This is a genomic window from Streptococcus sp. 27098_8_23, from assembly GCF_041432195.1.
Taxonomy (GTDB): Bacteria; Bacillota; Bacilli; order Lactobacillales; family Streptococcaceae; genus Streptococcus.
In genome coordinates this window covers 527,397-551,362 of sequence record NZ_JAPVZF010000001.1, presented here as the reverse complement: position 1 = coordinate 551,362, position 23,966 = coordinate 527,397, and the positions used below count along the sequence as shown (strand labels likewise).

The 23,966-nt window shown below is 40.3% G+C and carries 17 protein-coding genes; 14 read left to right on the top strand and 3 right to left on the bottom strand.

Annotated elements, in window-relative coordinates:
• Positions 1 to 11: 11 nt before the first annotated feature.
• Entirely contained in the window at positions 12 to 359 is a 348-nt protein-coding gene (locus O3652_RS02705; RefSeq protein WP_125413093.1) for a PedC/BrcD family bacteriocin maturation disulfide isomerase, read from the bottom strand.
• 111 nt (positions 360 to 470) lie between these two features.
• Positions 471 to 2,189: a phospho-sugar mutase gene (locus O3652_RS02700; protein ID WP_125413092.1), complete on the bottom strand. Its 1,719-nt coding sequence runs from the start codon at positions 2,187 to 2,189 to the stop codon at positions 471 to 473.
• Between the two features lie 410 nt (positions 2,190 to 2,599).
• Between O3652_RS02700 and O3652_RS02695 the strand changes: the two genes are divergently transcribed.
• The 13 genes from O3652_RS02695 (at position 2,600) to O3652_RS02635 (ending at position 21,820) form a co-directional block, all read left to right on the top strand.
• Positions 2,600 to 3,754, top strand: a complete 1,155-nt coding sequence (locus O3652_RS02695) for a DUF4352 domain-containing protein (RefSeq protein WP_125413091.1) — start codon at positions 2,600 to 2,602, stop codon at positions 3,752 to 3,754.
• Positions 3,755 to 3,832: 78 nt separating this feature from the next.
• Entirely contained in the window at positions 3,833 to 5,734 is a 1,902-nt protein-coding gene (locus O3652_RS02690; protein WP_371590040.1) for an ATP-binding cassette domain-containing protein, read from the top strand.
• A 3-nt stretch (positions 5,735 to 5,737) separates the two neighbouring features.
• Entirely contained in the window at positions 5,738 to 6,601 is an 864-nt protein-coding gene (locus O3652_RS02685) for an XRE/MutR family transcriptional regulator (RefSeq protein WP_215804695.1), read from the top strand.
• A gap of 80 nt (positions 6,602 to 6,681) precedes the next feature.
• Positions 6,682 to 7,860: an MFS transporter gene (locus tag O3652_RS02680; RefSeq protein WP_371590039.1), complete on the top strand. Its 1,179-nt coding sequence runs from the start codon at positions 6,682 to 6,684 to the stop codon at positions 7,858 to 7,860.
• A gap of 89 nt (positions 7,861 to 7,949) precedes the next feature.
• Positions 7,950 to 9,908: an NAD-dependent DNA ligase LigA gene (gene ligA / locus O3652_RS02675; RefSeq protein WP_125413087.1), complete on the top strand. Its 1,959-nt coding sequence runs from the start codon at positions 7,950 to 7,952 to the stop codon at positions 9,906 to 9,908.
• Between the two features lie 149 nt (positions 9,909 to 10,057).
• A complete protein-coding gene (gene pulA, locus O3652_RS02670) occupies positions 10,058 to 12,343 on the top strand; it encodes a type I pullulanase (protein ID WP_125413086.1) in 2,286 nt (761 codons plus the stop codon).
• A gap of 197 nt (positions 12,344 to 12,540) precedes the next feature.
• A complete protein-coding gene (locus tag O3652_RS02665; RefSeq protein WP_125413085.1) occupies positions 12,541 to 13,965 on the top strand; it encodes an NADP-dependent glyceraldehyde-3-phosphate dehydrogenase in 1,425 nt (474 codons plus the stop codon).
• A 272-nt stretch (positions 13,966 to 14,237) separates the two neighbouring features.
• Positions 14,238 to 16,133, top strand: coding sequence for a 1,4-alpha-glucan branching protein GlgB (gene glgB, locus O3652_RS02660; RefSeq protein WP_049478222.1), 1,896 nt, complete (start codon positions 14,238 to 14,240; stop codon positions 16,131 to 16,133).
• A 158-nt stretch (positions 16,134 to 16,291) separates the two neighbouring features.
• Complete coding sequence (locus O3652_RS02655; protein WP_000787250.1) at positions 16,292 to 17,434, top strand: glucose-1-phosphate adenylyltransferase; 1,143 nt, start codon at positions 16,292 to 16,294, stop codon at positions 17,432 to 17,434.
• Positions 17,424 to 18,563 carry a glucose-1-phosphate adenylyltransferase subunit GlgD gene (gene glgD, locus O3652_RS02650; protein WP_049520334.1) on the top strand — a complete coding sequence of 380 codons (1,140 nt, stop codon included), beginning with the start codon at positions 17,424 to 17,426 and terminating at the stop codon, positions 18,561 to 18,563. Before O3652_RS02655 ends, glgD begins: the two co-directional genes overlap by 11 nt.
• A complete protein-coding gene (glgA, locus tag O3652_RS02645; RefSeq protein WP_125413084.1) occupies positions 18,560 to 19,993 on the top strand; it encodes a glycogen synthase GlgA in 1,434 nt (477 codons plus the stop codon). Before glgD ends, glgA begins: the two co-directional genes overlap by 4 nt.
• 58 nt (positions 19,994 to 20,051) lie before the next feature.
• The gene (gene serB / locus O3652_RS02640; RefSeq protein ID WP_125413083.1) at positions 20,052 to 20,696 is read left to right on the top strand and encodes a phosphoserine phosphatase SerB; all 645 of its coding nucleotides are present in this window, start codon (positions 20,052 to 20,054) and stop codon (positions 20,694 to 20,696) included.
• A gap of 8 nt (positions 20,697 to 20,704) precedes the next feature.
• The gene (locus O3652_RS02635) at positions 20,705 to 21,820 is read left to right on the top strand and encodes a glycerate kinase (RefSeq protein ID WP_125413082.1); all 1,116 of its coding nucleotides are present in this window, start codon (positions 20,705 to 20,707) and stop codon (positions 21,818 to 21,820) included.
• Here the strand turns inward: O3652_RS02635 and O3652_RS02630 are convergent.
• Positions 21,817 to 22,263, bottom strand: a complete 447-nt coding sequence (locus tag O3652_RS02630) for a YueI family protein (protein ID WP_125413081.1) — start codon at positions 22,261 to 22,263, stop codon at positions 21,817 to 21,819. The two genes, O3652_RS02635 and O3652_RS02630, sit on opposite strands and share 4 nt — an antisense overlap.
• A 162-nt stretch (positions 22,264 to 22,425) precedes the next feature.
• On the opposite strand from O3652_RS02630, the gene eno reads away from it, so the two are divergent.
• Positions 22,426 to 23,730, top strand: a complete 1,305-nt coding sequence (eno, locus tag O3652_RS02625) for a surface-displayed alpha-enolase (RefSeq protein ID WP_000022824.1) — start codon at positions 22,426 to 22,428, stop codon at positions 23,728 to 23,730.
• Positions 23,731 to 23,966: the final 236 nt, after the last annotated feature.

The window sequence follows — 23,966 nt, the reverse complement described above, 5'->3', positions numbered from 1 at the left end:
TTGTTGTTTTTTTACAATCCAGCAAATTCCTTGATTTCTTGTGCGGACATGGAAGAGTCGCAACGGATATTGATCTGGCCATTTGCAATGTGAACGAAGCCTGGTACAGTTGGAATTCCATAGCGTGAACGGAATTCTTGTAACTCATTGAGTTGGCTTGGTTCTTCACTGTTGATGAAGTAGATGTGAGCTTTAGTTTCAGCTACGACACCTGCTAATGTGCCAGCAAATATACGGCAGTAAGGGCAAGTTTTGCGACCGATAAAGAAGGTTGCAGTTTCTTTTTTATCAAGAGCTTCTTGTGCACGCGCAACTGTAGTGACTTCAAGGTCTTTAATGTTTTCTAAAAATTGTTCCATGAGATTACCTCGCTTTCATTGATAAGTCTAGTATGCCATAAAGTTTCTAAAAATGCTTAGATTTGATACGAAAAAAAGATGAGATTGGTTGGTCTCATCTTTTATAATTTCTTATTTTACAAACGCATTGATTTCCGCTTCGATGTTAGCGATTTTAGCTTGTGATTCTTCATTATTTTCACCCACAACAGCAATGTAGAATTTGATTTTTGGTTCTGTACCTGAAGGGCGAACTGCAATCCACGAACCGTCAGCAAGTGTATATTTCAACACATCACTTGGAGGAGTTGTCAAGGCTGTTACGGTACCGTCAGCAGCAGTAGAAGTTTGTGCTTTGAAGTCTTCTACAACAGTAATTGTTGTAGCGTTAAATTCTTTCGGACCATTGTCACGGAATTTAGCCATGATGGCTTTGATTTGTTCAGCACCATCTACACCAGAAAGAGTTACAGAGATAGTCTTTTCAGCATAGTAACCGTATTCTTTGTAGATTTCTTCGATACCGTCAGCAAGTGTCAAACCACGTGAACGATAGTAGGCAGCAAGTTCAGCAACGACAAGAACGGCTTGGATGGCGTCTTTATCACGTACGAATGGTTTGATTAAGTAACCGAAGCTTTCTTCAAATCCCATCATGTAAGTGTGATTGTGTTTTTCTTCAAATTCTTGAATTTTTTCAGCGATAAATTTGAAACCTGTCAAAACGTTGAACATGGTTGCGCCGTAGCTTTCAGCAATCCTCGTTACCAAGTCAGTTGATACAATTGATTTGCAGAGAGCAGCATTTTCAGGAAGAGTTCCAGCATTTTTGTGTGCTTCCAAGATGTATTTAGCCATGATAGCGCCGATTTGGTTACCTGAAAGGTTGAGATAGCTTCCATCTTTTTGAAGGACTTCAACACCAACACGGTCAGCATCAGGGTCAGTTGCCACAAGAACATCAGCGCCAACTTGACGACCAAGTTCTTCAGCAAGGGCAAAGGCAGCTTGGCTTTCTGGGTTTGGAGATTTCACAGTTGAGAAGTCAGGATCTGCAGTTGCTTGTGCTTCAACAACTTGAACAGAATCAAATCCTGCTTGAGCAAGAGCACGACGAGCCAACATTTCACCCGTACCATGAAGTGGTGTGTAGACAATCTTCATGTCTTTACCGAATTCTTCAATCAAGGCTGGGTTGATGTTTACGTCCTTAACTTCTTTAAGGTATTCTGCATCAACAGCTTCGCCAATGACTTCAATCAAGCCAGAAGCTTTTTCAGCTTCCACATCAGCAACTTCCACAGCAAATGGATTTTCGATTCCACGAATATAAGTAGTTAAAGCGTCCGCATCGTGTGGAGGCATTTGTCCACCGTCTTCTCCATAAACCTTGTAACCGTTAAATGGAGCAGGGTTATGGCTGGCAGTAATCATGATACCTGCAAAACAGTTGAGGTGACGAACTGCAAATGAGAGTTCTGGAGTGGGACGGAGGCTTTCAAATACGTAAGATTTGATACCGTGTTTGGCAAGAACTGCCGCAGATTCAAAGGCAAACTCAGGTGAGAAGTGACGGCTATCGTAGGCAATTGCTACACCACGTTCTTTTTCATTTCCACCTTTTGACTCAATCAAACGAGCCAAACCTTCAGTTGCTTGACGAACAACATAGATATTGATACGATTTGTACCAGCACCGATCAAACCACGCATACCAGCAGTACCAAATTCAAGATTGGTATAAAAGGCGTCTTCCTTAGTTTTTTCGTCCATATTTTCCAAATCTTGACGAAGGTAGTCTGGAAGATCAGCAAAATCGAGCCATTTTTGATAATTTTCTTGGTAAGTCATAGAGTGTCTCCTTTGTTTATTTGCTTTAATCGCTTTCATTATATCACGATTTGACATTTTAGTAAAACGTTAGCATAACTTAAAATGTAGGAAATTTACTTATGCACTTTAACGGGAAAATGGTGGGGACTGTGCTTACTTATACTAAGTTAGCGATGAAAATTAATTATTAGATTCTTTATAACATGAAAGTTTATGATTCATTTTGTAGGTTTGTTGAAGAAAAAAATCAAAAATATTGTTATATTCTATTCTTTTTATAAAGAATCCTTTAATGTATCAAATGAACGGATAGAAAAATTTAATGTAAAACTCTATAAATTTAAGATATTTTGAAAATATCTGGTTTCTGTTTTGATTTTTATTCTACGTATGGTAAAATATAGTAAATCATTAAAGGAGAATCCATTATGAAAAAAATTCTTAAACATTCTGCCTTGCTTTTGTCAGCTTTAGCACTGGTTGCCTGTGGAGCTCAAAAAAAAGCAAGCGACAATGGTACAGCTTCAAACTCTAACTTTGAGGTTTCTGTAAAAGACGGTATGTATGTATTGCCTAAAGATGAGGAGTCATCATCAACATACCTTGCACTTCAAGTCGAAATCAAGAACAATCGCGATAAACAGTTTAGTTTTACTAGCCAAGATATCACGCTTTATAATGAAAAAGATGAAAAATTACAACCAATTCAAGTTTATGAAAGTGACAGTAAAACGAAATTTATGTCATATGGAGACAAACTTTCTAAAGGAAAGAGTGTTGCTGGTTATGTAGTGTATGAAGTAGACAAGAATGCTAAGTATGAACTTCACTTTGCACCTAGCTTTTACGATGACATCAAAGAAAATTCTAAAAAGAATAACGATGTAGCAATCAAGGTGGATCCAAGTCAGTATGAAGACAATATTGATGAAGCGAAAGATGTAATGAAAAAATATGTCGATGCTGTTTACCTTAATGGGGAAAGTTCTGGTGGTGGAACGAACCTAAGTGCTACTGATAATAAGTCACAAGTTGTTGCGCTTACTGATGATAAAAAATCTTCTGATAATAGTGCTGAATTCACAAACGATGCGAAAGCTGATAAAGAAGAGTTTATCAAGAAATTTACAGAATCGTTCGGAAAAGGCTTCTATAACTACAAACCGTCTGATTCAGAACTTAGAACATTCGCAGATGCTTACATCAAAGCAAATGCTAAGAGAGCAAAAGTTGATTACAAGGTGAAGACATACTTGCCAGACTATGCTGTTGTTTATGTTAGACCAGAAACAATCGACTTGGATAACTTGAATGTTTATGAATTGAGCCGTAAATTCTACGAAGAAAACAAAGGTAAATATAGCAACTACTCAGAAGCTATGAAGGCTGGTGAAAAATACATTTTAGAAAATGCACCAAGTCAATTTGATTCAACTCCTCTAGACACTAGTGATAACATGAAGAAAGAGGGTTATGAAATTAAAATGACTAAGAAAGATGGAAAATGGACCATCGATACCTCTTCTAAAAACTATGAATTGAAAGATATGGCTCGCACATTCCGTGGAGGCATTGGATACTAAGATGAAAGGTTCGAGTTTATGACTCGAACTTTTTTCGTTGCAATTGTGCAAAAGAGAAAAAGATAGTAAAATAGAGATATGATTATTTTACAAGCTAATAAAATTGAACGATCTTTTGCTGGTGAGGTTCTTTTTGATAATATTAATCTGCAGGTAGATGAACGAGACCGAATTGCTCTTGTTGGGAAAAATGGTGCAGGTAAGTCTACTCTTTTAAAGATTTTGGTTGGGGAAGAGGAGCCAACTAGTGGAGAAATCAATAAGAAAAAAGATATCTCTCTGTCTTACCTAGCCCAAGATAGCCGTTTTGAGTCTGAAAATACCATCTACGATGAAATGCTTCACGTCTTTGATGACTTGCGTCGGACAGAGACACAACTGCGTCAGATGGAGTTGGAGATGGGTGAAAAGTCTGGTGAAGATTTAGATAAACTGATGGCGGATTATGATCGTTTATCAGAGAATTTCCGCCAGGCTGGTGGCTTTACCTACGAAGCTGATATCCGCGCTATCTTGAATGGTTTCAAGTTTGACGAGTCTATGTGGCAGATGAAAATTGCTGAGCTTTCAGGTGGTCAAAATACTCGTCTTGCACTGGCTAAAATGCTCCTTGAAAAGCCCAATCTCTTGGTCTTGGACGAGCCAACCAACCACTTGGATATTGAAACCATTGCCTGGCTAGAGAATTACTTGGTGAACTATAGCAGTGCCCTCATTATTGTCAGTCACGACCGTTACTTTTTGGACAAGGTTGCGACGGTTACACTGGATTTGACTAAGCATTCCTTGGATCGTTATGTGGGCAATTATTCTCGTTTTGTTGAGTTGAAGGAGCAAAAGCTAGCTACTGAGGCAAAAAACTATGAAAAGCAACAAAAGGAAATCGCTGCTCTAGAAGACTTTGTCAATCGCAATCTAGTCCGAGCTTCAACGACCAAACGTGCTCAATCTCGCTGTAAACAACTAGAAAAAATGGAGCGTTTGGACAAGCCTGAAGCTGGCAAGAAATCAGCCAACATGACCTTCCAGTCGGAAAAAACATCTGGTAATGTTGTCTTGACAGTTGAAAATGCAGCTATTGGTTATGATGGGGAAATACTGTCAGAACCTATCAACCTAGACCTCCGTAAGATGAATGCTGTTGTGATTGTCGGACCAAACGGCATTGGGAAGTCAACCTTTATCAAGTCAATAGTAGACCAGATCCCTTTTATCAAGGGAGAGAAGCGTTTTGGTGCCAATGTTGAGGTTGGCTACTATGACCAGACTCAAAGTAAGCTAACAGCAAGTAATACTGTTCTGGATGAACTTTGGAATGATTTTAAACTGACACCAGAAGTTGAAATCCGCAACCGCCTTGGTGCCTTCCTCTTCTCTGGTGATGATGTTAAGAAATCAGTAGGCATGCTGTCTGGGGGCGAGAAAGCTCGTTTGCTTCTTGCCAAACTTTCAATGGAAAACAATAACTTCTTGATTTTGGATGAGCCAACCAACCACTTGGATATTGATAGCAAGGAAGTGTTGGAAAATGCCTTGATTGACTTTGATGGGACCTTGCTCTTTGTCAGTCACGACCGTTACTTTATCAATCGTGTAGCCACTCATGTTTTGGAATTGTCCGAGAGTGGTTCAACCCTCTACCTTGGAGATTATGACTACTATGTTGAAAAGAAAGCAGAAGTAGAAATGACTCAGACAAAAGAAGCTTCAACTAGTAATCAAGCAAAAGAAACAAGTCCAGTTAATGACTACCAAGCTCAGAAAGAAAGTCAGAAAGAAGCCCGTAAGCTCATGCGACAAATCGAAAATCTAGAAGCTGAAATTGAAGAGTTAGAAACTCAAAGTCAAGCCATTTCTGAACAAATGCTGGAAACCAACGATGCTGAAAAGCTCATGGAATTGCAGGCTGAACTGGACAAAATTAGCCATCGTCAAGAAGAAGCTATGCTTGAGTGGGAAGAATTATCAGAGCAGGTGTAAGAAATGGAACATCTTGGAAAGGTATTTCGTGAATTTCGAACAAGTGGGAAGTACTCCTTAAAAGAGGCGGCAGGTGAATCATGTTCAACCTCTCAGTTATCTCGCTTCGAGCTTGGGGAGTCTGATCTAGCAGTTTCTCGTTTCTTTGAGATTTTGGACAATATTCATGTGACTATTGAAAATTTCATGGACAAGGCTAGAGATTTTCAAAATCATGAACATGTTGCCTTGATGGCACAGATTATTCCGCTTTACTACTCAAATGATATTGCAGGTTTTCAAAAGCTTCAAAAGGAACAGCTTGAGAAAGCAAAGAGTTCGACCAATCCCCTCTATTTTGAGCTGAATTGGATTCTGCTACAAGGTCTGATTTGTCAAAGAGATGCTCATTACAGGATGAGTCAGAGTGATTTGGAAAAGGTAGCAGATTATCTTTTTCAAACAGAAGAATGGACTATGTATGAGTTGATTCTTTTCGGTAATCTCTATACTTTCTACAATGTGGACTATGTAGCTCGGATTGGCAGAGAAGTTATGGAGCGAGAAGAGTACTACAAGGAAATTGGTCGGCATCGTAAACTCGTTTTGATTTTAGCTCTTAACTGTTACCAGCATTGTTTGGAAAATCGATCCTTTGCGAATGCGGACTATTTTGAGGCCTATGTGGAGAAGTTGATTGGAAATGGTATCAAGCTTTATGAGCGCAATATCTTCCATTATCTCAAAGGTTTTGCCCTCTACCAGAGAGACTTGAAAGAAGAAGGTTGTTGTCAGATGCAGGAAGCCATGCATATTTTTGATGTACTTGGACTTCCAGAGCAAGTGGCCTACTATCAGGAACATTATGAAAAATTTGTAAATGCTTAAATTTCCCAAATAAGGGAAAAATAAAGAGACTCCTTTCAGTTTTGATACAATAGTTTCAAAATTTGAGAGGAGCTTTTTATATGAATCGACATGCAATCCAGTTGATTAGTCGTGGGGCTATTAATAAGATAGGGAATATGCTCTATGATTATGGAAATAGTGTTTGGTTAGCATCAATGGGAACGGTAGGACAGACTGTTCTTGGGATTTACCAGATTTCTGAGTTGGTTACATCGATTCTAGTCAATCCCTTTGGCGGAGTGATTTCAGACCGCTTTTCGCGTCGCAAAATTTTGATGACGACAGACTTAATTTGTGGCGTTCTTTGCTTAGCTATTTCTTTCATCAGAAATGATAGCTTGATGATTGCTGCTCTGATCTTCGCAAATATTGTTCAGGCGGTTGCCTTTGCATTTTCTCGTACATCTAACAAAGCCATTATAACTGAGGTTGTAGAGAAAGACGAGATTGTGACCTATAACTCTCGCTTGGAGTTAGTTTTACAGGTTGTAGGAGTCAGTTCTCCGGTGCTTTCTTTTCTCGTTTTACAATTTGCCAGTCTCCATATGACGCTCGTTTTAGATGCCATTAGTTTTTTCATCGCATTTACCTTAGTAGCTTTTCTCCCAAAAAAAGAGACTCAGGAACAAGAGAAAAAGACTTTCAGCTGGAAAAATATTTTTGCTGATATGAGGGAAGGACTTGGCTATATCTGGCACCAGAAAGAGATCTTTTTCCTTTTGGTAGTAGCTTCGAGTGTTAATTTCTTTTTTGCAGCTTTTGAATTTCTCCTCCCTTTTTCAAATCATCTATACGGGGTAGAAGGAGCTTATGCAACTATTTTGACTATGGGCGCTATTGGTTCGATTATCGGAGCTCTTCTAGCTAGCAAAATAAAGGCAGGTGTTTATAATCTTTTGATTCTATTGGCCTTGACTGGAGTTGGGGTTTTTATGATGGGGTTACCATTGCCAACTTTTCTTTCCTTTTCTGGAAATTTAGTTTGTGAACTGTTTATGACGATATTTAACATTCACTTTTTTACTCAGGTGCAAACCAAGGTTGAGGGGGAATACTTGGGGAGAGTCCTAAGCACAATTTTTACCTTAGCCATCCTATTTATGCCGATTGCAAAAGGCTTTATGACAGTGCTGCCAAGTGTCCATCTCTCTTCTTTTCTGATAATTGGAAGCGGTGTTATCATCCTGTCTTGTTTCTCCCTTGTTTACGTGCGAAGTCATTTTAAAAAAGAGTTATAATTTCTTTTTTTTAGAAAATATTTCACTACGAATCATTTTTCAGTCCTTCTCTATTGTGAGGAGGGCTTGCTTTGTGGTAAAATGGGATTATGAATGAAAGAATGAATGAGTTAGTTGCCCTACTTAACCGCTATGCGATTGAGTACTATACGAGTGACAATCCCTCGGTTTCAGATAGTGAGTATGATCGCCTCTACCGAGAGTTGGTCGAATTGGAAGCCGCCTATCCAGATCAAGTTTTAGCGGACAGTCCGACCCATCGTGTTGGTGGTAAGGTTTTAGATGGTTTTGAAAAATACAGTCATCAGTATCCTCTATACAGTTTGCAGGATGCTTTTTCACGTGAAGAGTTAGAAGCTTTTGATGCGCGTGTTCGAAAGGAATTACCCCAACCGACCTATATTTGTGAGCTGAAAATCGATGGTTTGTCTATTTCGCTTACGTATGAAAAGGGAATTTTGGTAGTCGGTGCGACACGTGGGGATGGTTCTGTTGGTGAAAATATCACAGAGAACCTCAAGCGTGTCAAGGACATTCCTTTGACCTTGCCAGAAGAACTTGATATCACTGTTCGTGGAGAGTGTTACATGCCACGCGCTTCATTTGACCAGGTCAACCAAGCTCGCCAAGAAAATGGAGAGCCTGAATTTGCTAATCCTCGTAACGCAGCTGCAGGAACCCTCCGTCAGCTGGATACAGCAGTAGTGGCCAAACGCAATCTTGCGACTTTCCTCTATCAAGAAGCCAGCCCTTCTACTCGTGATAGTCAAGAAAAAGTCTTGGAGCATCTTGAACAGCTTGGTTTTGTAGTTAATCCTAAACGAATCTTGGCTGAAAGTATAGATGAGATATGGGATTTTATCCAAGAAGTAGGACAAGAACGGGAGAAACTGCCTTACGATATCGATGGGGTGGTCATCAAGGTCAATGACTTGGCAGGTCAAGAAGAGCTTGGCTTTACCGTTAAAGCGCCTAAGTGGGCAGTAGCTTATAAATTTCCTGCTGAGGAAAAAGAAGCTCAACTCCTTTCAGTTGACTGGACAGTAGGTCGTACGGGTGTTGTGACCCCGACTGCCAATCTAACACCTGTTCAGCTTGCTGGCACAACCGTAAGCCGTGCAACTCTTCACAACGTAGATTATATCGCTGAAAAAGATATCCGCAAAGATGATACAGTTATCGTTTATAAGGCTGGAGATATCATCCCTGCTGTTTTGCGTGTGGTAGAGTCCAAGCGTGTTTCTGAAGAGAAACTAGATATTCCGACTAACTGTCCGAGCTGTGACAGTCAGTTGCTTCATTTTGAAGATGAAGTGGCTCTTCGTTGTATCAATCCTCGTTGTCCTGCCCAAATCATGGAAGGCTTGATTCACTTTGCTTCTCGAGACGCCATGAATATTACAGGACTTGGTCCATCTATCGTCGAAAAGCTTTTTGCTGCTAATCTGGTTAAGGATGTGGCAGATATTTACCGTTTGAAAGAAGATGATTTCCTCCTTTTAGAAGGTGTCAAGGAAAAGTCTGCTTCTAAACTGTATCAGGCCATTCAAGCATCCAAGGAAAACTCTGCTGAAAACCTCTTGTTTGGTCTGGGAATTCGCCATGTCGGAAGCAAGGCTAGCCAACTCTTGCTCCAACATTTCCACTCTATTGAAAATCTAGCTCAAGCTGATCCAGAGGAAGTGGCAAGTATAGAAAGCTTGGGTAGTGTAATTGCGCAAAGTCTTCAGACTTACTTTGCTACAGAAGGGTCTAAGATTCTCTTAGACGAGTTGAAAGAAGCTGGAGTTAATCTGGACTACAAAGGACAGACAGTAGTAGTGGATGTGCCCTTGTCAGGTTTGACAGTTGTACTAACTGGAAAATTGGAACGTCTCACGCGCTCAGAAGCAAAAAGCAAACTCGAAAGTCTGGGAGCTAAGGTAACAGGCAGTGTATCTAAGAAAACGAATCTTGTCGTAGCAGGAGCAGATGCAGGAAGCAAGCTCCAAAAAGCACAAGAACTTGGTATCGAAGTTCGAGATGAGGCCTGGCTAGAAAGTTTGTAAAGAATAGTTGAAAAATAGATGTCAGATAGTCTGGAACTATCTCTCCTGATGTGTTTTTATATCTATTAAAGCTATTCTCTATTGTGCTGAAATTCCCGTTAAATTCTTCAGCATGACTTAAAAATTAAAATTAGGAATTAGGAAAAGAAATGTATAGATACCCTGTAGTCATCCATTTTCACCGAAAGAACGGGGATTATGATGCTTGTTCATTCAGTAGAAAACAGGCAGATGTTAAAGAAAATTTGTATTATGAAAATGATTATTTTGGAGCAAAATTCTCCTTTACAGTTACAAGTGCAGAAACGCTCGATACTTTGACCTTTTCTGTCGAAATTGATGGAAAAACAAAAGACTATCTCCTACGGTTTAACTATTATCCACTGTTGACTGAGGTTTGGATATTAGATGGTGATGAGACGGTTTATTATTCTGAAAATCCAGCTATTGCAAGTCCTTGCTATAAAGATCGAAACCCGTTTGCTTTTGATAAAGCCTTTCACAGTGAAAGTTTCGATCATCATTGGGGATATCAAGGAGAGTTAGGTTATAGTATCTCAGACTACCAGACAAGCTTTAAACTCTGGGCTCCAACCGCTACAGCAGTCCAAGTGGTCGTTTATGAAAATACAAGTAACGACGCGCCGATTTGGAAAACCTTTAATCTAAAGCGAGGGAATAGCTATTCATACAGTCATAAATACAATACCATTGGTGTTTGGAGTGTAGACCTGGATGAAAATCTTGCAGGTAAAGCCTATCAGTATCAGATTGAGTTTCCGCACCACCAGACCTTGACACGAGACCCATACACTATCGCTACAAGTCCTGATGGAAAACGTTCCGTAATCCTCTCTCAGCAAGATAGACAAGTAGAAGGATTTAAAGTCAAACATGGGACAGACGCTCCTTGGCGTTTGGAAAATCCATGTAAAGCCGTTATCTGTGAGATGCACATTCGTGATTTTACAAAATCGCCGACATCTGGAGTTCCAGAAAATCTTCGAGGAACTTTCCTTGGGGCTGCCCAGACTGGAACGGTTAATCAGTATGGGCAAGCAACAGCCTTTGACTATATCAAAGAACTCGGCTGTAATTATGTTCAGCTCCAACCAATCTTTGATCGCCATAAGGAATACGACGAGGACGGAAATGTAACCTATAACTGGGGTTATGACCCTCAAAACTACAATGCGCCAGAACCAAGTTTCTCTAGTAACCCAAATGATCCTGGACAGGTTATTCGAGACCTCAAGACCATGATTCAGGCATATCATGATGCGGGAATCGGTGTCATTATGGATGTCGTTTACAACCATACCTTTTCAACGGTCGATGCACCTTTCCAAACAACTGTTCCTGATTATTACTATCGTATGAATCCAGATGGAACCTTCCAAAACGGCACAGGTGTTGGAAATGAAACCGCAAGCGAACACGAAATGTACCGCAAGTATATGATTGACTCACTCCTTTATTGGGTGAAAGAATACAATATTGACGGTTTCCGTTTTGACTTGATGGGAATTCACGATGTCAAAACCATGCAGGCAATTCGTTGGGCACTTGATGAAGTTGATCCACGTATTATCACCTATGGAGAAGGTTGGGATATGGGGACCGGTCTTGCACCTTATGACAAGGCCAAGAAGGACAATGCCTACCAGATGCCAAATATTGGATTCTTCAATGATGATCAGCGTGATGCCATCAAAGGAGGAGAAGTTTATGGTTCAATCAAGGCAGGATTTGTTAGTGGTGCAGCTACAGAACCGATTGTAGCCAAAGCTATTCTTGGTAGCCGAGAGTTGGGCTCATATCTTAGTCCAAACCAAGTTCTTAACTATGTAGAAGCCCATGATAATTACAACTTGCATGATTTGTTAGTAACCCTTCATCCAGATCACAGTTCAGATAAGATTATGCGTCAGGTTGAGACAGCAACAGCCATGAGCATTCTTATGCAAGGGATGTCCTTTATAGAGCTGGGGCAAGAATTTGGCCGCACCAAACTCCTTGCTACTGGAGAAAATGGCGAGCTGACTGCGGCAGATAGAGAACGGGCCATGAACAGCTACAATGCTCCAGATAGTGTCAACCAGGTCAACTGGGATTTAATCAATGAGAGACAAGAGAGCATTGACTTTATTCGCCAGATTATTCGCCTAAAAACACAAAGGCGTGCTTTCTCTTATCCTACATACGAAGAAGTTTATCGTCATGTCTTTGTCCATACAGCTGCTGAAAATAGTGGGTGGATTGTTTACGAGATTCACGGTGGAGCAGAGCACTTATTGGTGGTATTCAATGCTAAAGGAACTTCCTTCTACTTTGAAAATGCAGGAAACCTTGAAATGCTGGTGTCCAATAGTCGTTCTAAAGAGTCTAATGTGATTGATGATATCAGCGTTGCAGTCTTGAAGGTACTTTCATAGTAAATGCAGCAAAAAGGTTTAGTTAAAACTAGACCTTTTTTGATTTTTGTTGAAAAACCAATATCTAATAGGAATAAATTTCAAATAATTTGAAGAGTCAAGTTTGTGAAAAAAATATCAATATTTTCCAAAAAGGGGTTGTAATTTTCTGAAAATTTGATAAAATAAGGTTTAATCATTTTCAGGAGGAAGAGAATTTGACAAATTATCAGAATTTAGTGAATGGAAAATGGAAATCATCAGAGAATGAAATTGCCATCTATTCTCCCATCAATCAGGAAAAGCTGGGTACAGTACCTGCTATGAGTCAGGCTGAAGTAGATGAGGCGATGAAAGCTGCGCGTGCAGCTCTACCAGCATGGCGTGATTTAGCACCCGTTGAGCGTGCAGCCTATTTACATAAGACAGCAGACATTTTAGAACGTGATAAAGAAAAAATTGGTACCATTCTTGCCAAAGAGGTTGCAAAAGGAATTAAAGCAGCCATTGGAGAAGTAGTACGTACAGCAGAATTGATTCGTTTTGCTGCTGAGGAAGGTCTCCGTATCACTGGACAAGCAATGGAGGGTGGCGGTTTTGAAGCTGCAAGTAAAAACAAGCTAGCCGTTGTTCGTCGTGAGCCAGTTGGTGTCGTTTTAGCTATCGCGCCATTTAACTATCCAGTAAACCTTTCTGGATCTAAGATTGCTCCGGCTTTGATTGCAGGAAATGTCGTTATGTTCAAACCACCAACACAAGGCTCTATTTCTGGTCTCTTGTTGGCTAAAGCATTTGACGAAGCCGGAATCCCAGCAGGTGTCTTTAACACCATCACTGGACGTGGTTCTGAAATCGGAGACTACATCATCGAACACAAGGAAGTGAATTTCATTAACTTTACGGGTTCAACACCGATTGGGGAGCGTATTGGTCGTTTAGCCGGTATGCGCCCGATTATGCTGGAGCTTGGTGGGAAAGATGCAGCAATTGTCTTAGAAGATGCAGATTTAGAAAATGCAGCTAAGCAAATCGTAGGTGGTGCCTTTAGCTACTCTGGTCAACGTTGTACCGCTATCAAACGTGTTTTGGTTGTGGAAAGCGTAGCAGACAGATTGGCTGAATTGCTCCAAGCTGAAGTTGCTAAGTTAACAGTCGGGGATCCATTTGACAATGCAGATATCACACCTGTTATTGATAATGCTTCAGCTGATTTCATCTGGGGATTGATTGAAGATGCTCAGGAAAAAGGAGCCAAAGCACTCAGCCCAATCAAACGTGAGAATAATCTCATTTGGCCAGGACTTTTTGATTATGTCACAAGAGATATGAAATTAGCCTGGGAAGAACCATTTGGACCTGTTCTCCCAATTATTCGAGTTGCAGATGCTAATGAAGCACTTGAAATTGCTAATGAATCAGAATTCGGTCTTCAATCTTCAGTCTTTACAAATGACTTTAAGAAGGCATTTGAAATTGCTGAAAAACTTGAAGTTGGTACCGTTCATATTAACAATAAAACACAACGTGGACCAGATAATTTCCCATTCCTTGGTGTAAAAGGTTCTGGTGCAGGAGTTCAAGGAATTAAATATAGTATCGAAGCGATGACAAATGTTAAATCCGTTGTTTTTGATGTGAGATAATCTATAAAATCAGGAAAAATACTTCCTGGTTTTGTTTTTTTCAAAAAAATACAGTAGAAAATTGATAAAAAACGAATATTCTGGTATTATAATAAAAAAATATATGGAAATTGTTTCGTGTTCTATTTTCTGGATATCTTTTTTAAAATGCTAGGTAATTTTTTGAAGGCTTTCATAAAAAAATATGATTTCCTTCGTAAATTACTTGAAAGTTATCTTAAAAGAGTGTATAATAGAATTATAGAAAACGCTTACAAAAGAAAGGGGATTGAATGAATAATCAAGAAGCATTAAGAACCTTTACTACAGGTGAAAACTTTCACCTCCAGCATTATTTAGGAGCGCATAGAGAGGAGAAAAACGGAGAAATAGGCTATACCTTTAGGGTTTGGGCACCAAATGCACAAGCAGTTCATCTAGTTGGGGATTTTACTAATTGGGTTGAGAATCAAATTCCTATGGTTCGTAATGAAGCAGGTGTTTGGGAAGTCTTTACCAGTCAGGCTCAGGAAGGTCAGATTTATAAATATCATATCACGCGTGCTAATGGTCACCAGATTATGAAGATTGATCCGTTGGCAGTTTATTTTGAAGCTAGACCGGGTACAGGAGCAGTTCTGACCAATATCCGTGAAAAGAAATGGAAAGATGGTCTTTGGCTAGCACGTCGCAAACGTTTGGGATTTTTCGAGAGACCAGTTAATATATACGAGGCCCACGCAGGATCTTGGAAGAGAAATCCAGATGGTAGTCCCTATACTTTTTCGCAACTGAAGGACGAGTTGATTCCATACTTGGTTGAGATGAACTATACACATATTGAGTTCATGCCTTTAATGGCTCATCCACTTGGATTGAGCTGGGGCTATCAGCTTATGGGCTACTTTGCTTTTGAACATTCCTATGGTACACCTGAGGAGTTCCAAGATTTCGTTGAAGAATGTCATATAAATAACATCGGTGTTATCGTAGACTGGGTGCCAGGCCATTTCACTATTAATGATGATGCGTTGGCATATTATGATGGAACACCAACTTTTGAATACCAAGACCACAACAAGGCTCATAACTACGGATGGGGTGCGCTGAATTTTGACCTCGGGAAAAACGAGGTCCAGTCTTTCTTGATTTCAAGTATTAAATTTTGGATTGATTTTTACCACTTAGATGGTATTCGGGTCGATGCAGTGAGCAATATGCTGTATCTAGATTATGATAATGCTCCTTGGACTCCAAACAAAGACGGTGGAAACCTTAACTATGAGGGTTATTATTTCCTTCAACGGTTGAACACAGTGATTAAGTTAGCTCATCCAGATATCATGATGATTGCAGAAGAAAGTTCATCAGCGACAAAGATTACTGGCATGAAAGAAATGGGTGGTCTTGGCTTTGACTATAAATGGAATATGGGCTGGATGAACGATATTCTCCGTTTCTACGAGGAAGATCCGATTTATCGCAAGTATGACTTTAATCTTGTGACTTTCAGCTTTATGTATGTTTTCAATGAAAACTATCTCCTACCTTTCTCACATGATGAGGTAGTTCATGGTAAGAAGAGTATGATGCATAAGATGTGGGGAGATCGCTACAATCAGTTCGCTGGTTTGCGCAATCTTTACACCTATCAAATTTGTCATCCAGGTAAGAAACTCTTGTTCATGGGTAGTGAGTACGGGCAATTCCTCGAGTGGAAGTCTGAGGAGCAGTTGGAGTGGTCTAATCTAGAAGATCCGATGAATGCCAAGATGAAGCATTTCACTTCACAACTGAATCAATTCTATAAAGACCATCGTTGTCTGTGGGAAATTGATACTAGTTATGACGGTATCGAGATTATCGATGCTGATAATAGAGATCAGAGTGTTCTCTCCTTTATTCGTAAGGGCAAGAAGGACGAAATGTTAGTCTGTGTCTTTAACATGGCACCAGTTGAACGTAAGGACTTTACGATTGGTTTACCTGTTGCAGGTATTTACGAAGAAGTTTGGAATACAGAATTAGAAGAATGGGGAGGTGTGTGGAAAGAGCACAATCAAACAGTTCAGACTCAAGAAGGCTTATGGAAAGATTATGAGCAGACTTTGACCTTTACCTTGCCTGCCATGGGAGCAAGCATCTGGAAGATCAAGCGTCGTTTGAAACCAGCTAAGAAAAAAGAATAATGAGCTGTTGATTATAATTTTTTAGATTTTAAAAACGGATGTACTTGTATTGGACTTAAACACAAGAGAAATGGATTTCCTATTATTTTTATAAAAAAGTTTGACTTCCGACCTTCTTTCGATTTTAACGTTCACATGTCTTTATAAAGGAGTAGAAAATGAAGAATGAAATGCTAGCTTTGATCCTTGCGGGTGGGCAAGGAACACGTCTCGGAAAACTCACTCAAAGCATTGCCAAACCGGCAGTGCAATTCGGTGGGCGCTACCGTATCATTGACTTTGCTCTTTCCAACTGTGCAAACTCTGGAATCCATAATGTTGGTGTGATTACGCAATACCAACCTCTTGCTTTGAATAACCATATCGGAAATGGTTCTAGCTGGGGATTGGATGGTATCAATTCAGGTGTCTCTATTTTACAACCTTATTCAGCCAGCGAAGGAAACCGTTGGTTTGAAGGGACTAGTCACGCTATCTACCAAAACATTGACTACATCGACAGTGTTAATCCTGAGTATGTTTTGATTCTTTCTGGTGACCACATCTACAAGATGGACTACGATGATATGCTTCAGTCCCATAAGGATAATAATGCCAGTTTGACAGTAGCTGTCCTAGACGTACCGCTCAAAGAAGCTAGCCGTTTCGGTATCATGAATACAGATGCCAATAACCGTATCGTTGAATTCGAAGAAAAACCTGCTCAACCTAAGTCTACAAAGGCTTCTATGGGGATTTATATTTTTGACTGGAAACGGCTTCGCAATATGCTTGTTGCTGCTGAAAAGAGTAATGTGGATATGTCGGACTTTGGTAAGAACGTTATCCCTAACTATCTCGAGTCTGGTGAAAGTGTCTATGCTTATGAATTTAATGGCTACTGGAAAGATGTTGGTACGATTGAGTCACTTTGGGAAGCTAATATGGAGTACATTTCACCAGAAAACGCCTTGGATAGTCGCAATCGTCAGTGGAAAATTTACTCTAGAAACTTGATTTCACCACCAAACTACTTTGGTGCGCATGCACACGTTGAAGATTCATTGGTCGTGGATGGCTGTTTTGTAGATGGAACTGTAAAACGTTCGATTCTTTCAACAGAAGCACAAGTACGTGAAGGCGCTGAGGTCGTTGATTCTGTCATCATGAGCGGAGCTATTATTGGCCATGGCGCAAAGATTACTCGTGCTATCATTGGTGAGGGTGCCATTATTGCTGACGGCGTAGAGATTGACGGAACGGACGAAGTACAAGTAGTAGGATACAATGAAGTAGTGGGGGTAGCAACAGATGAAGATTGATAAATATTCAGCCATTTTAGGAAACACAGTTGGTTTTCATGATATGTCAACGTTAACAGAACACCGTCCGGTGGCTAGCTTGCCTTTCGGTGGGAAATACCGTTTGATTGACTTCCCCCTTTCCAGTCTTGCAAATGCAGGTGTTCGTAGTATCTTTGGTATTTTCCAACAAGATAATATCAGCTCAGTTTTCGACCATATCCGTTCAGGTCGTGAGTGGGGCTTGTCAACCCTTCTAAGTCACTACTATCTAGGAATTTACAATACTCGTGTTGAAAGCAGTACAGTTGGAAAAGAGTATTACCAACAGCTTCTCACCTACTTGAGACGTTCAGGTTCAAACCAAACCGTTTCGATTAACTGCGATGTGCTGGTGAATATTGACTTGAATCAAGTCTTCCACCTACACAATACAACAAATGGTCCGATCACAGTTGTATATAAGAAACTTCCAAAGAAAGACATTTCAGATGTGAATGCTATCTTGGAAATCGATGAAACTGACCATGTTCGTTCGCACAAACTCTTTGATAATAAATCTACAGATGAACTCTTCAACATGTCTACAGATATCTTTGTTGTGGACACTCCTTGGTTGATTGAACGACTTGAAGAAGAGGCTCAGAAGGAATATCCTGAAAAGTTGCGCTATGTTCTTCGCGATTTAGCTGTAAAAGAAGGAGCTTTTGCTTACGAATACACAGGTTACTTAGCAAACATTCATTCTGTTCAGTCCTATTATCAAGCAAATATTGATATGCTTGAATCTAAAAAGTTCTATTCTCTCTTCTCACCAAATCAAAAGATTTATACAAAAGTTAAGAATGAAGAACCAACCTATTATGCGAATACTTCAAAAGTAAGTACTTCTCAGTTTGCTTCTGGTAGTATCATTGAGGGTGAAGTAGTTCAGTCAGTCCTATCTCGTAACATTTATGTTCACAAAGATAGTGTGGTGAAGGACAGCATTTTATTCCCTCGTGTTGTGATTGGGCAAGGTGCCCAGGTTGAATATGCAATTCTAGACAAAGGAGTTGAGGTTGCGGACGGTGTTGTCATTCGAGGCACAGCAGAACATCCAGTTGTAGTGAAGAAGGGTGAAACAGTAACAGAGGACATTTATTCATGAAAATTTTATTTGTAGCGGCAGAAGGAGCACCCTTTTCAAAAACAGGTGGTTTGGGCGATGTCATTGGCGCACTTCCCAAATCACTTGTAAAAGCGGGGCACGAAGTTGCAGTTTTCTTGCCTTATTATGATATGGTAGAAGCTAAGTTCGGTGACCAGATCGAGGATGTTCTCCACTTTGAAGTTAGTGTAGGATGGCGTAGACAGTACTGTGGTATTAAGAAAACGGTTTTGAATGGCGTTACTTTCTACTTCATTGATAATCAATATTATTTCTTCCGTGGTCATGTATACGGTGATTTTGACGATGGTGAACGCTTTGCCTTTTTCCAACTGGCTGCTCTTGAGGCCATGGAGTGCATCGACTTTATCCCTGACCTTCTCCATGTTCATGATTACCACACAGCCATGATTCCCTTCTTGTTAAAAGAAAAGTACCATTGGATTCAAGCTTATCAAGGAATCAGAACCGTTTTAACCATTCACAATTTGGAATTCCAAGGTCAATTTTCTGAAGGAATGTTGTGGGATTTGTTCGGTGTTGGATTTGAACGCTATGCTGATGGAACGCTTCGCTGGAATGATTGTCTCAACTGGATGAAAGCAGGTATTCTCTACGCGGATCGTGTCTCAACCGTTTCCCCTAGCTATGCGCACGAGATTATGACCAGTCAGTTTGGTTGCGGTTTGGACCAGATTCTTCGCATGGAGTCAGGTAAGGTTTCAGGTATTGTTAATGGTATTGACGCAGATCTTTATAATCCTCAAACAGACCCACTTTTAGACTATCATTTTGATAAAGAAGATTTGTCTGGAAAAGCTCAAAACAAAGCAAAATTGCAAGAGAGAGTTGGGTTACCTGTACGAGCAGATGTTCCTCTAGTTGGGATTGTCTCTCGTTTGACGCGCCAAAAAGGTTTTGATGTTGTTGTAGAAAGCTTGCATCGTTTCTTACAGGAGGACGTTCAAATAGTCCTTTTAGGAACAGGTGACCCAGCTTTTGAACATTCTTTCTCTTGGTTTGCACAAGTCTATCCAGACAAGCTATCAGCAAATATCACTTTTGACGTCAAACTTGCTCAAGAAATCTACGCAGCTTGTGATCTCTTCCTCATGCCGAGTCGTTTTGAACCATGTGGTTTGTCTCAAATGATGGCGATGCGCTATGGAACTCTACCATTGGTTCATGAGGTTGGTGGACTAAGAGATACAGTTCAATCCTTCAATCCAATCGAAGGAACTGGTACTGGATTTAGCTTTGATAATTTAACACCTTATTGGCTTAACTGGAGTTTCCAAACAGCCTTGGATGTTTATAAGAACCAGCCAGACGTTTGGAGAAATCTACAAAAACAAGCTATGGAATGCGATTTCTCATGGGATACAGCCTGCAAATCTTACCTGGACTTGTACCATAGTTTAGTCAACTAATAGATAAAATCGTATGATTCTTTCATACGATTTTTGGGCTGTTTAGAAAGGAAAGTTTATGTCTCAAGTAAAAGGCTTGTGTGTCATGGACGTTGACGGCACCCTGATAGCAGAAGAAGTGATTGATCTTTTAGGAAAAGAAGCAGGTTGCGAAGAAGAAATATCGCAGATTACAAGCCAGGCAATGCGAGGTGAACTGGACTTTGAAACAAGTTTACGAGCGAGAGTGGCTTTGTTAGAAGGTCTTCCGGTTTCGGTCTTTGATACTGTCTTCAAATCCATTCATCTGTCCAAGAATGCTCAAGAATTTATCTCCATACTTCAAAAGAAGGGTATTCTAGTCGGTCTAGTGTCTGGTGGATTTGCACCAATAGTTGAGAGATTAGCAAAATCCCTTGGTATCTCCTATTTCTCTGCCAACCAGTTAGAAGTCAAAGACGGTTTTTTAACAGGAAAATCAGTTGGTGAAATTGTTACAGCCCAAGAAAAACAAGCCACTCTTGAGAGATGGAGAAAGGAATTAGGACTTCCCAAAGAAAGAACGATTGCCATCGGTGATGGTGCCAATGACCTCTTGATGTTAAAGTCAGCAGGACGTGGTATTGCATTTTGTGCCAAAGAGGTCGTAAAAACAGAGATAGCTTGTCATGTAGATACGAGGGATCTTTTAGAAGTTCTACGTTTGATTGATTTCTTAGAATGAGAGGAACTATGAAAATTGTAATTGCACCCGATTCTTTTAAAGAAAGTTTGACGGCAGAAGAGGTCGCTCAAGCTATAAAAAGAGGATTCCAAAAATCGATAGCAAATATAGAATGTCTGCTTTGCCCTGTAGGTGATGGCGGGGAAGGAACTGTAGACGCTATCCGACATTCTCTTGACCTAGAAGAAAAATGGCAAGAGTTCACTGGACCTTTTGGCTCAAAAGAATCCATGCGCTACTTTCAAAAAGATCAAATAGCGCTCTTCGAAGTTGCTGACTTGGTTGGTCTTGGAAAGATTCCGCAGGAGAAACGAAACCCTCTCCACATCCAAACTCGCGGTATCGGAGAATTAATCCGCCATCTCATTGATCAAGGGATGAAAGATATCTATGTCGGCGTTGGTGGTACGGCTAGTAATGACGGTGGGATAGGCATTGCTGCGGGTTTAGGTTATCGTTTTTATGATAAGAATGGAAAGGAATTGCCAGCTTGTGGTCAGACTTTGCTTGAGTTCAAGTCAGTTTCAGACAGCGAGTTGTATAGGATTCCTGAAGATGTGAAAATCCGCATTTTAGCAGATGTTGTGAGCCCTCTATGTGGTCATCAAGGGGCAACCTATACATTTGGAAAACAAAAGGGCTTGGATCCCAGTTTATTTGAAACTGTAGATTTTGCCATACAGGAGTTTTATGAAAAATTCTCGCCTTCAACCCTATCTCTGAAGGGAGCAGGAGCTGGTGGTGGGATTGCTGCTGGGCTATGTGCCTTTGCTGAGGCCTGTATCGTATCTGGGATTGATACTTGCTTGGATTTGATTGACTTTGACAAGAAAGTTGCAGGGGCTGACTTGGTTATCGTTGGAGAAGGCAGACTGGACAGTCAAAGCTTTGCTGGAAAAGCTCCTATTGGTGTAGCAAAAAGAACCCCTAGCGGAGTTCCTGTTATTGCTATTTGTGGTAGTCTTGTTGACGATTTGCCTCCCCTACCATTCGAAAATATACAAGCAGCCTTTTCCATTTTAGAGAAAAGTGAGCCTTTAGAAGACAGTCTGAAAAATGCAAGTCTCTATTTGGAGCACACAGCTACTAATATTGGTCGTTTGTTAAATTTGAGAAACCATTAACCAAACCATTTTTTCCAGATAGATTTTTTAGGAACCTCTGCCTTTTTCTCTTCCCAGAGGCTTGAGAAAGCAAGTCTGAGGTCCTTTTCATCTACTTGAACAGGTTCATTTGTATGAATGACAAGACCGAAAGGAGAGGTGATATGATCGTCTGAAACAATAGTCGCCTGACAGTTGCTTTCCTTTGCTTGTTTTAAGTAAAATACCTGTTTGTCAAACTCTATATTTGGAGAGATCTTCACAAAAAGTGCCTCTACCTTTTCTTGAAAGCTTTCTAAAATAGAGAAAAATCCATGTTCTAATTCAGGACTATTGGCAGTACTGATATCAGCGTAGCCAAGAACTCTTTCCTCAAAAGTTCCGAGATAGCGGCGTTGTTCATCTGGGTTTAATTTCGGCCCACCATGAGCTTTTTCTAGTAGTTGTTTTGATAAATCTGTCATAAAAACAGTATATCACAAAAATCGCAAGAAAACAGATAAAAGAAAGCGATTACTTTATAAAGTTAAGGAAAATTTGCACAAAGATAACGTTTTTTCTTGAAAAACACTTGTTTTTAAGGTATCATAGAGGTGTAAAAAATTTAACTCAAAGGAGAGTAAAAAATGTCAATTATTACTGATGTTTACGCTCGCGAAGTCCTAGACTCACGCGGTAACCCAACACTTGAAGTAGAAGTTTATACTGAATCAGGTGCTTTCGGACGTGGTATGGTTCCATCAGGAGCTTCTACTGGTGAACACGAAGCAGTTGAACTTCGCGACGGTGACAAATCTCGTTACGGTGGTCTTGGTACACAAAAAGCTGTTGACAACGTAAACAACATCATCGCTGAAGCAATCATCGGCTACGATGTACGTGACCAACAAGCTATCGACCGTGCTATGATCGCACTTGACGGTACTCCTAACAAAGGTAAATTGGGTGCAAACGCAATTCTTGGTGTGTCTATCGCTGTAGCTCGTGCTGCTGCTGACTACCTTGAAATCCCACTTTACAGCTACCTTGGTGGATTCAACACTAAAGTTCTTCCAACTCCAATGATGAACATCATCAACGGTGGTTCTCACTCTGACGCTCCAATCGCTTTCCAAGAATTCATGATCGTACCTGCTGGTGCACCAACATTCAAAGAAGCTCTTCGTTGGGGTGCTGAAATCTTCCACGCTCTTAAGAAAATCCTTAAATCACGTGGTTTGGAAACTGCCGTAGGTGACGAAGGTGGATTCGCTCCTCGTTTCGAAGGAACTGAAGATGGAGTTGAAACTATCCTTGCTGCGATTGAAGCTGCTGGATATGTTCCTGGTAAAGACGTATTTATCGGATTTGACTGTGCTTCATCAGAATTCTACGATAAAGAACGCAAAGTTTACGACTACACTAAATTCGAAGGTGAAGGAGCTGCTGTACGTACTGCTGCAGAACAAATCGACTACCTTGAAGAATTGGTAAACAAATACCCAATCATCACTATCGAAGATGGTATGGACGAAAACGACTGGGACGGTTGGAAAGCTCTTACTGAACGTCTTGGTGGTAAAGTTCAATTGGTTGGTGACGACTTCTTCGTAACAAACACTTCTTACCTTGAAAAAGGTATTGCAGAAGGTGCTGCTAACTCAATCCTTATCAAAGTTAACCAAATCGGTACTCTTACTGAAACATTCGACGCTATCGAAATGGCGAAAGAAGCTGGTTACACTGCCGTTGTATCACACCGTTCAGGTGAAACTGAAGATTCAACAATCGCTGACATCGCAGTTGCAACTAACGCAGGTCAAATCAAGACTGGTTCACTTTCACGTACAGACCGTATTGCTAAATATAACCAATTGCTTCGTATCGAAGATCAACTTGGTGAAGTTGCTGAATACCGTGGATTGAAATCATTCTACAACTTGAAAAAATAAGCTCTTTATTTGATTAGAGGCTGTAAAGCTATAAAAAAGCACTTTGGGACTCTTCCCCTTAGTGCTTTTTTGACTGGAGCTTGTCAACGTATATTATTTGTTAGTCAGTCGCCAGCCTATAACAAGCTGAATAAATGGTTTGAAACTTACTCAGATTTGTATTTTAGTATTATTCCATTACCGAATATGGGAGCGTATCATGAGTTGGTAGATATCTAGTTGATTGTATGATAAAA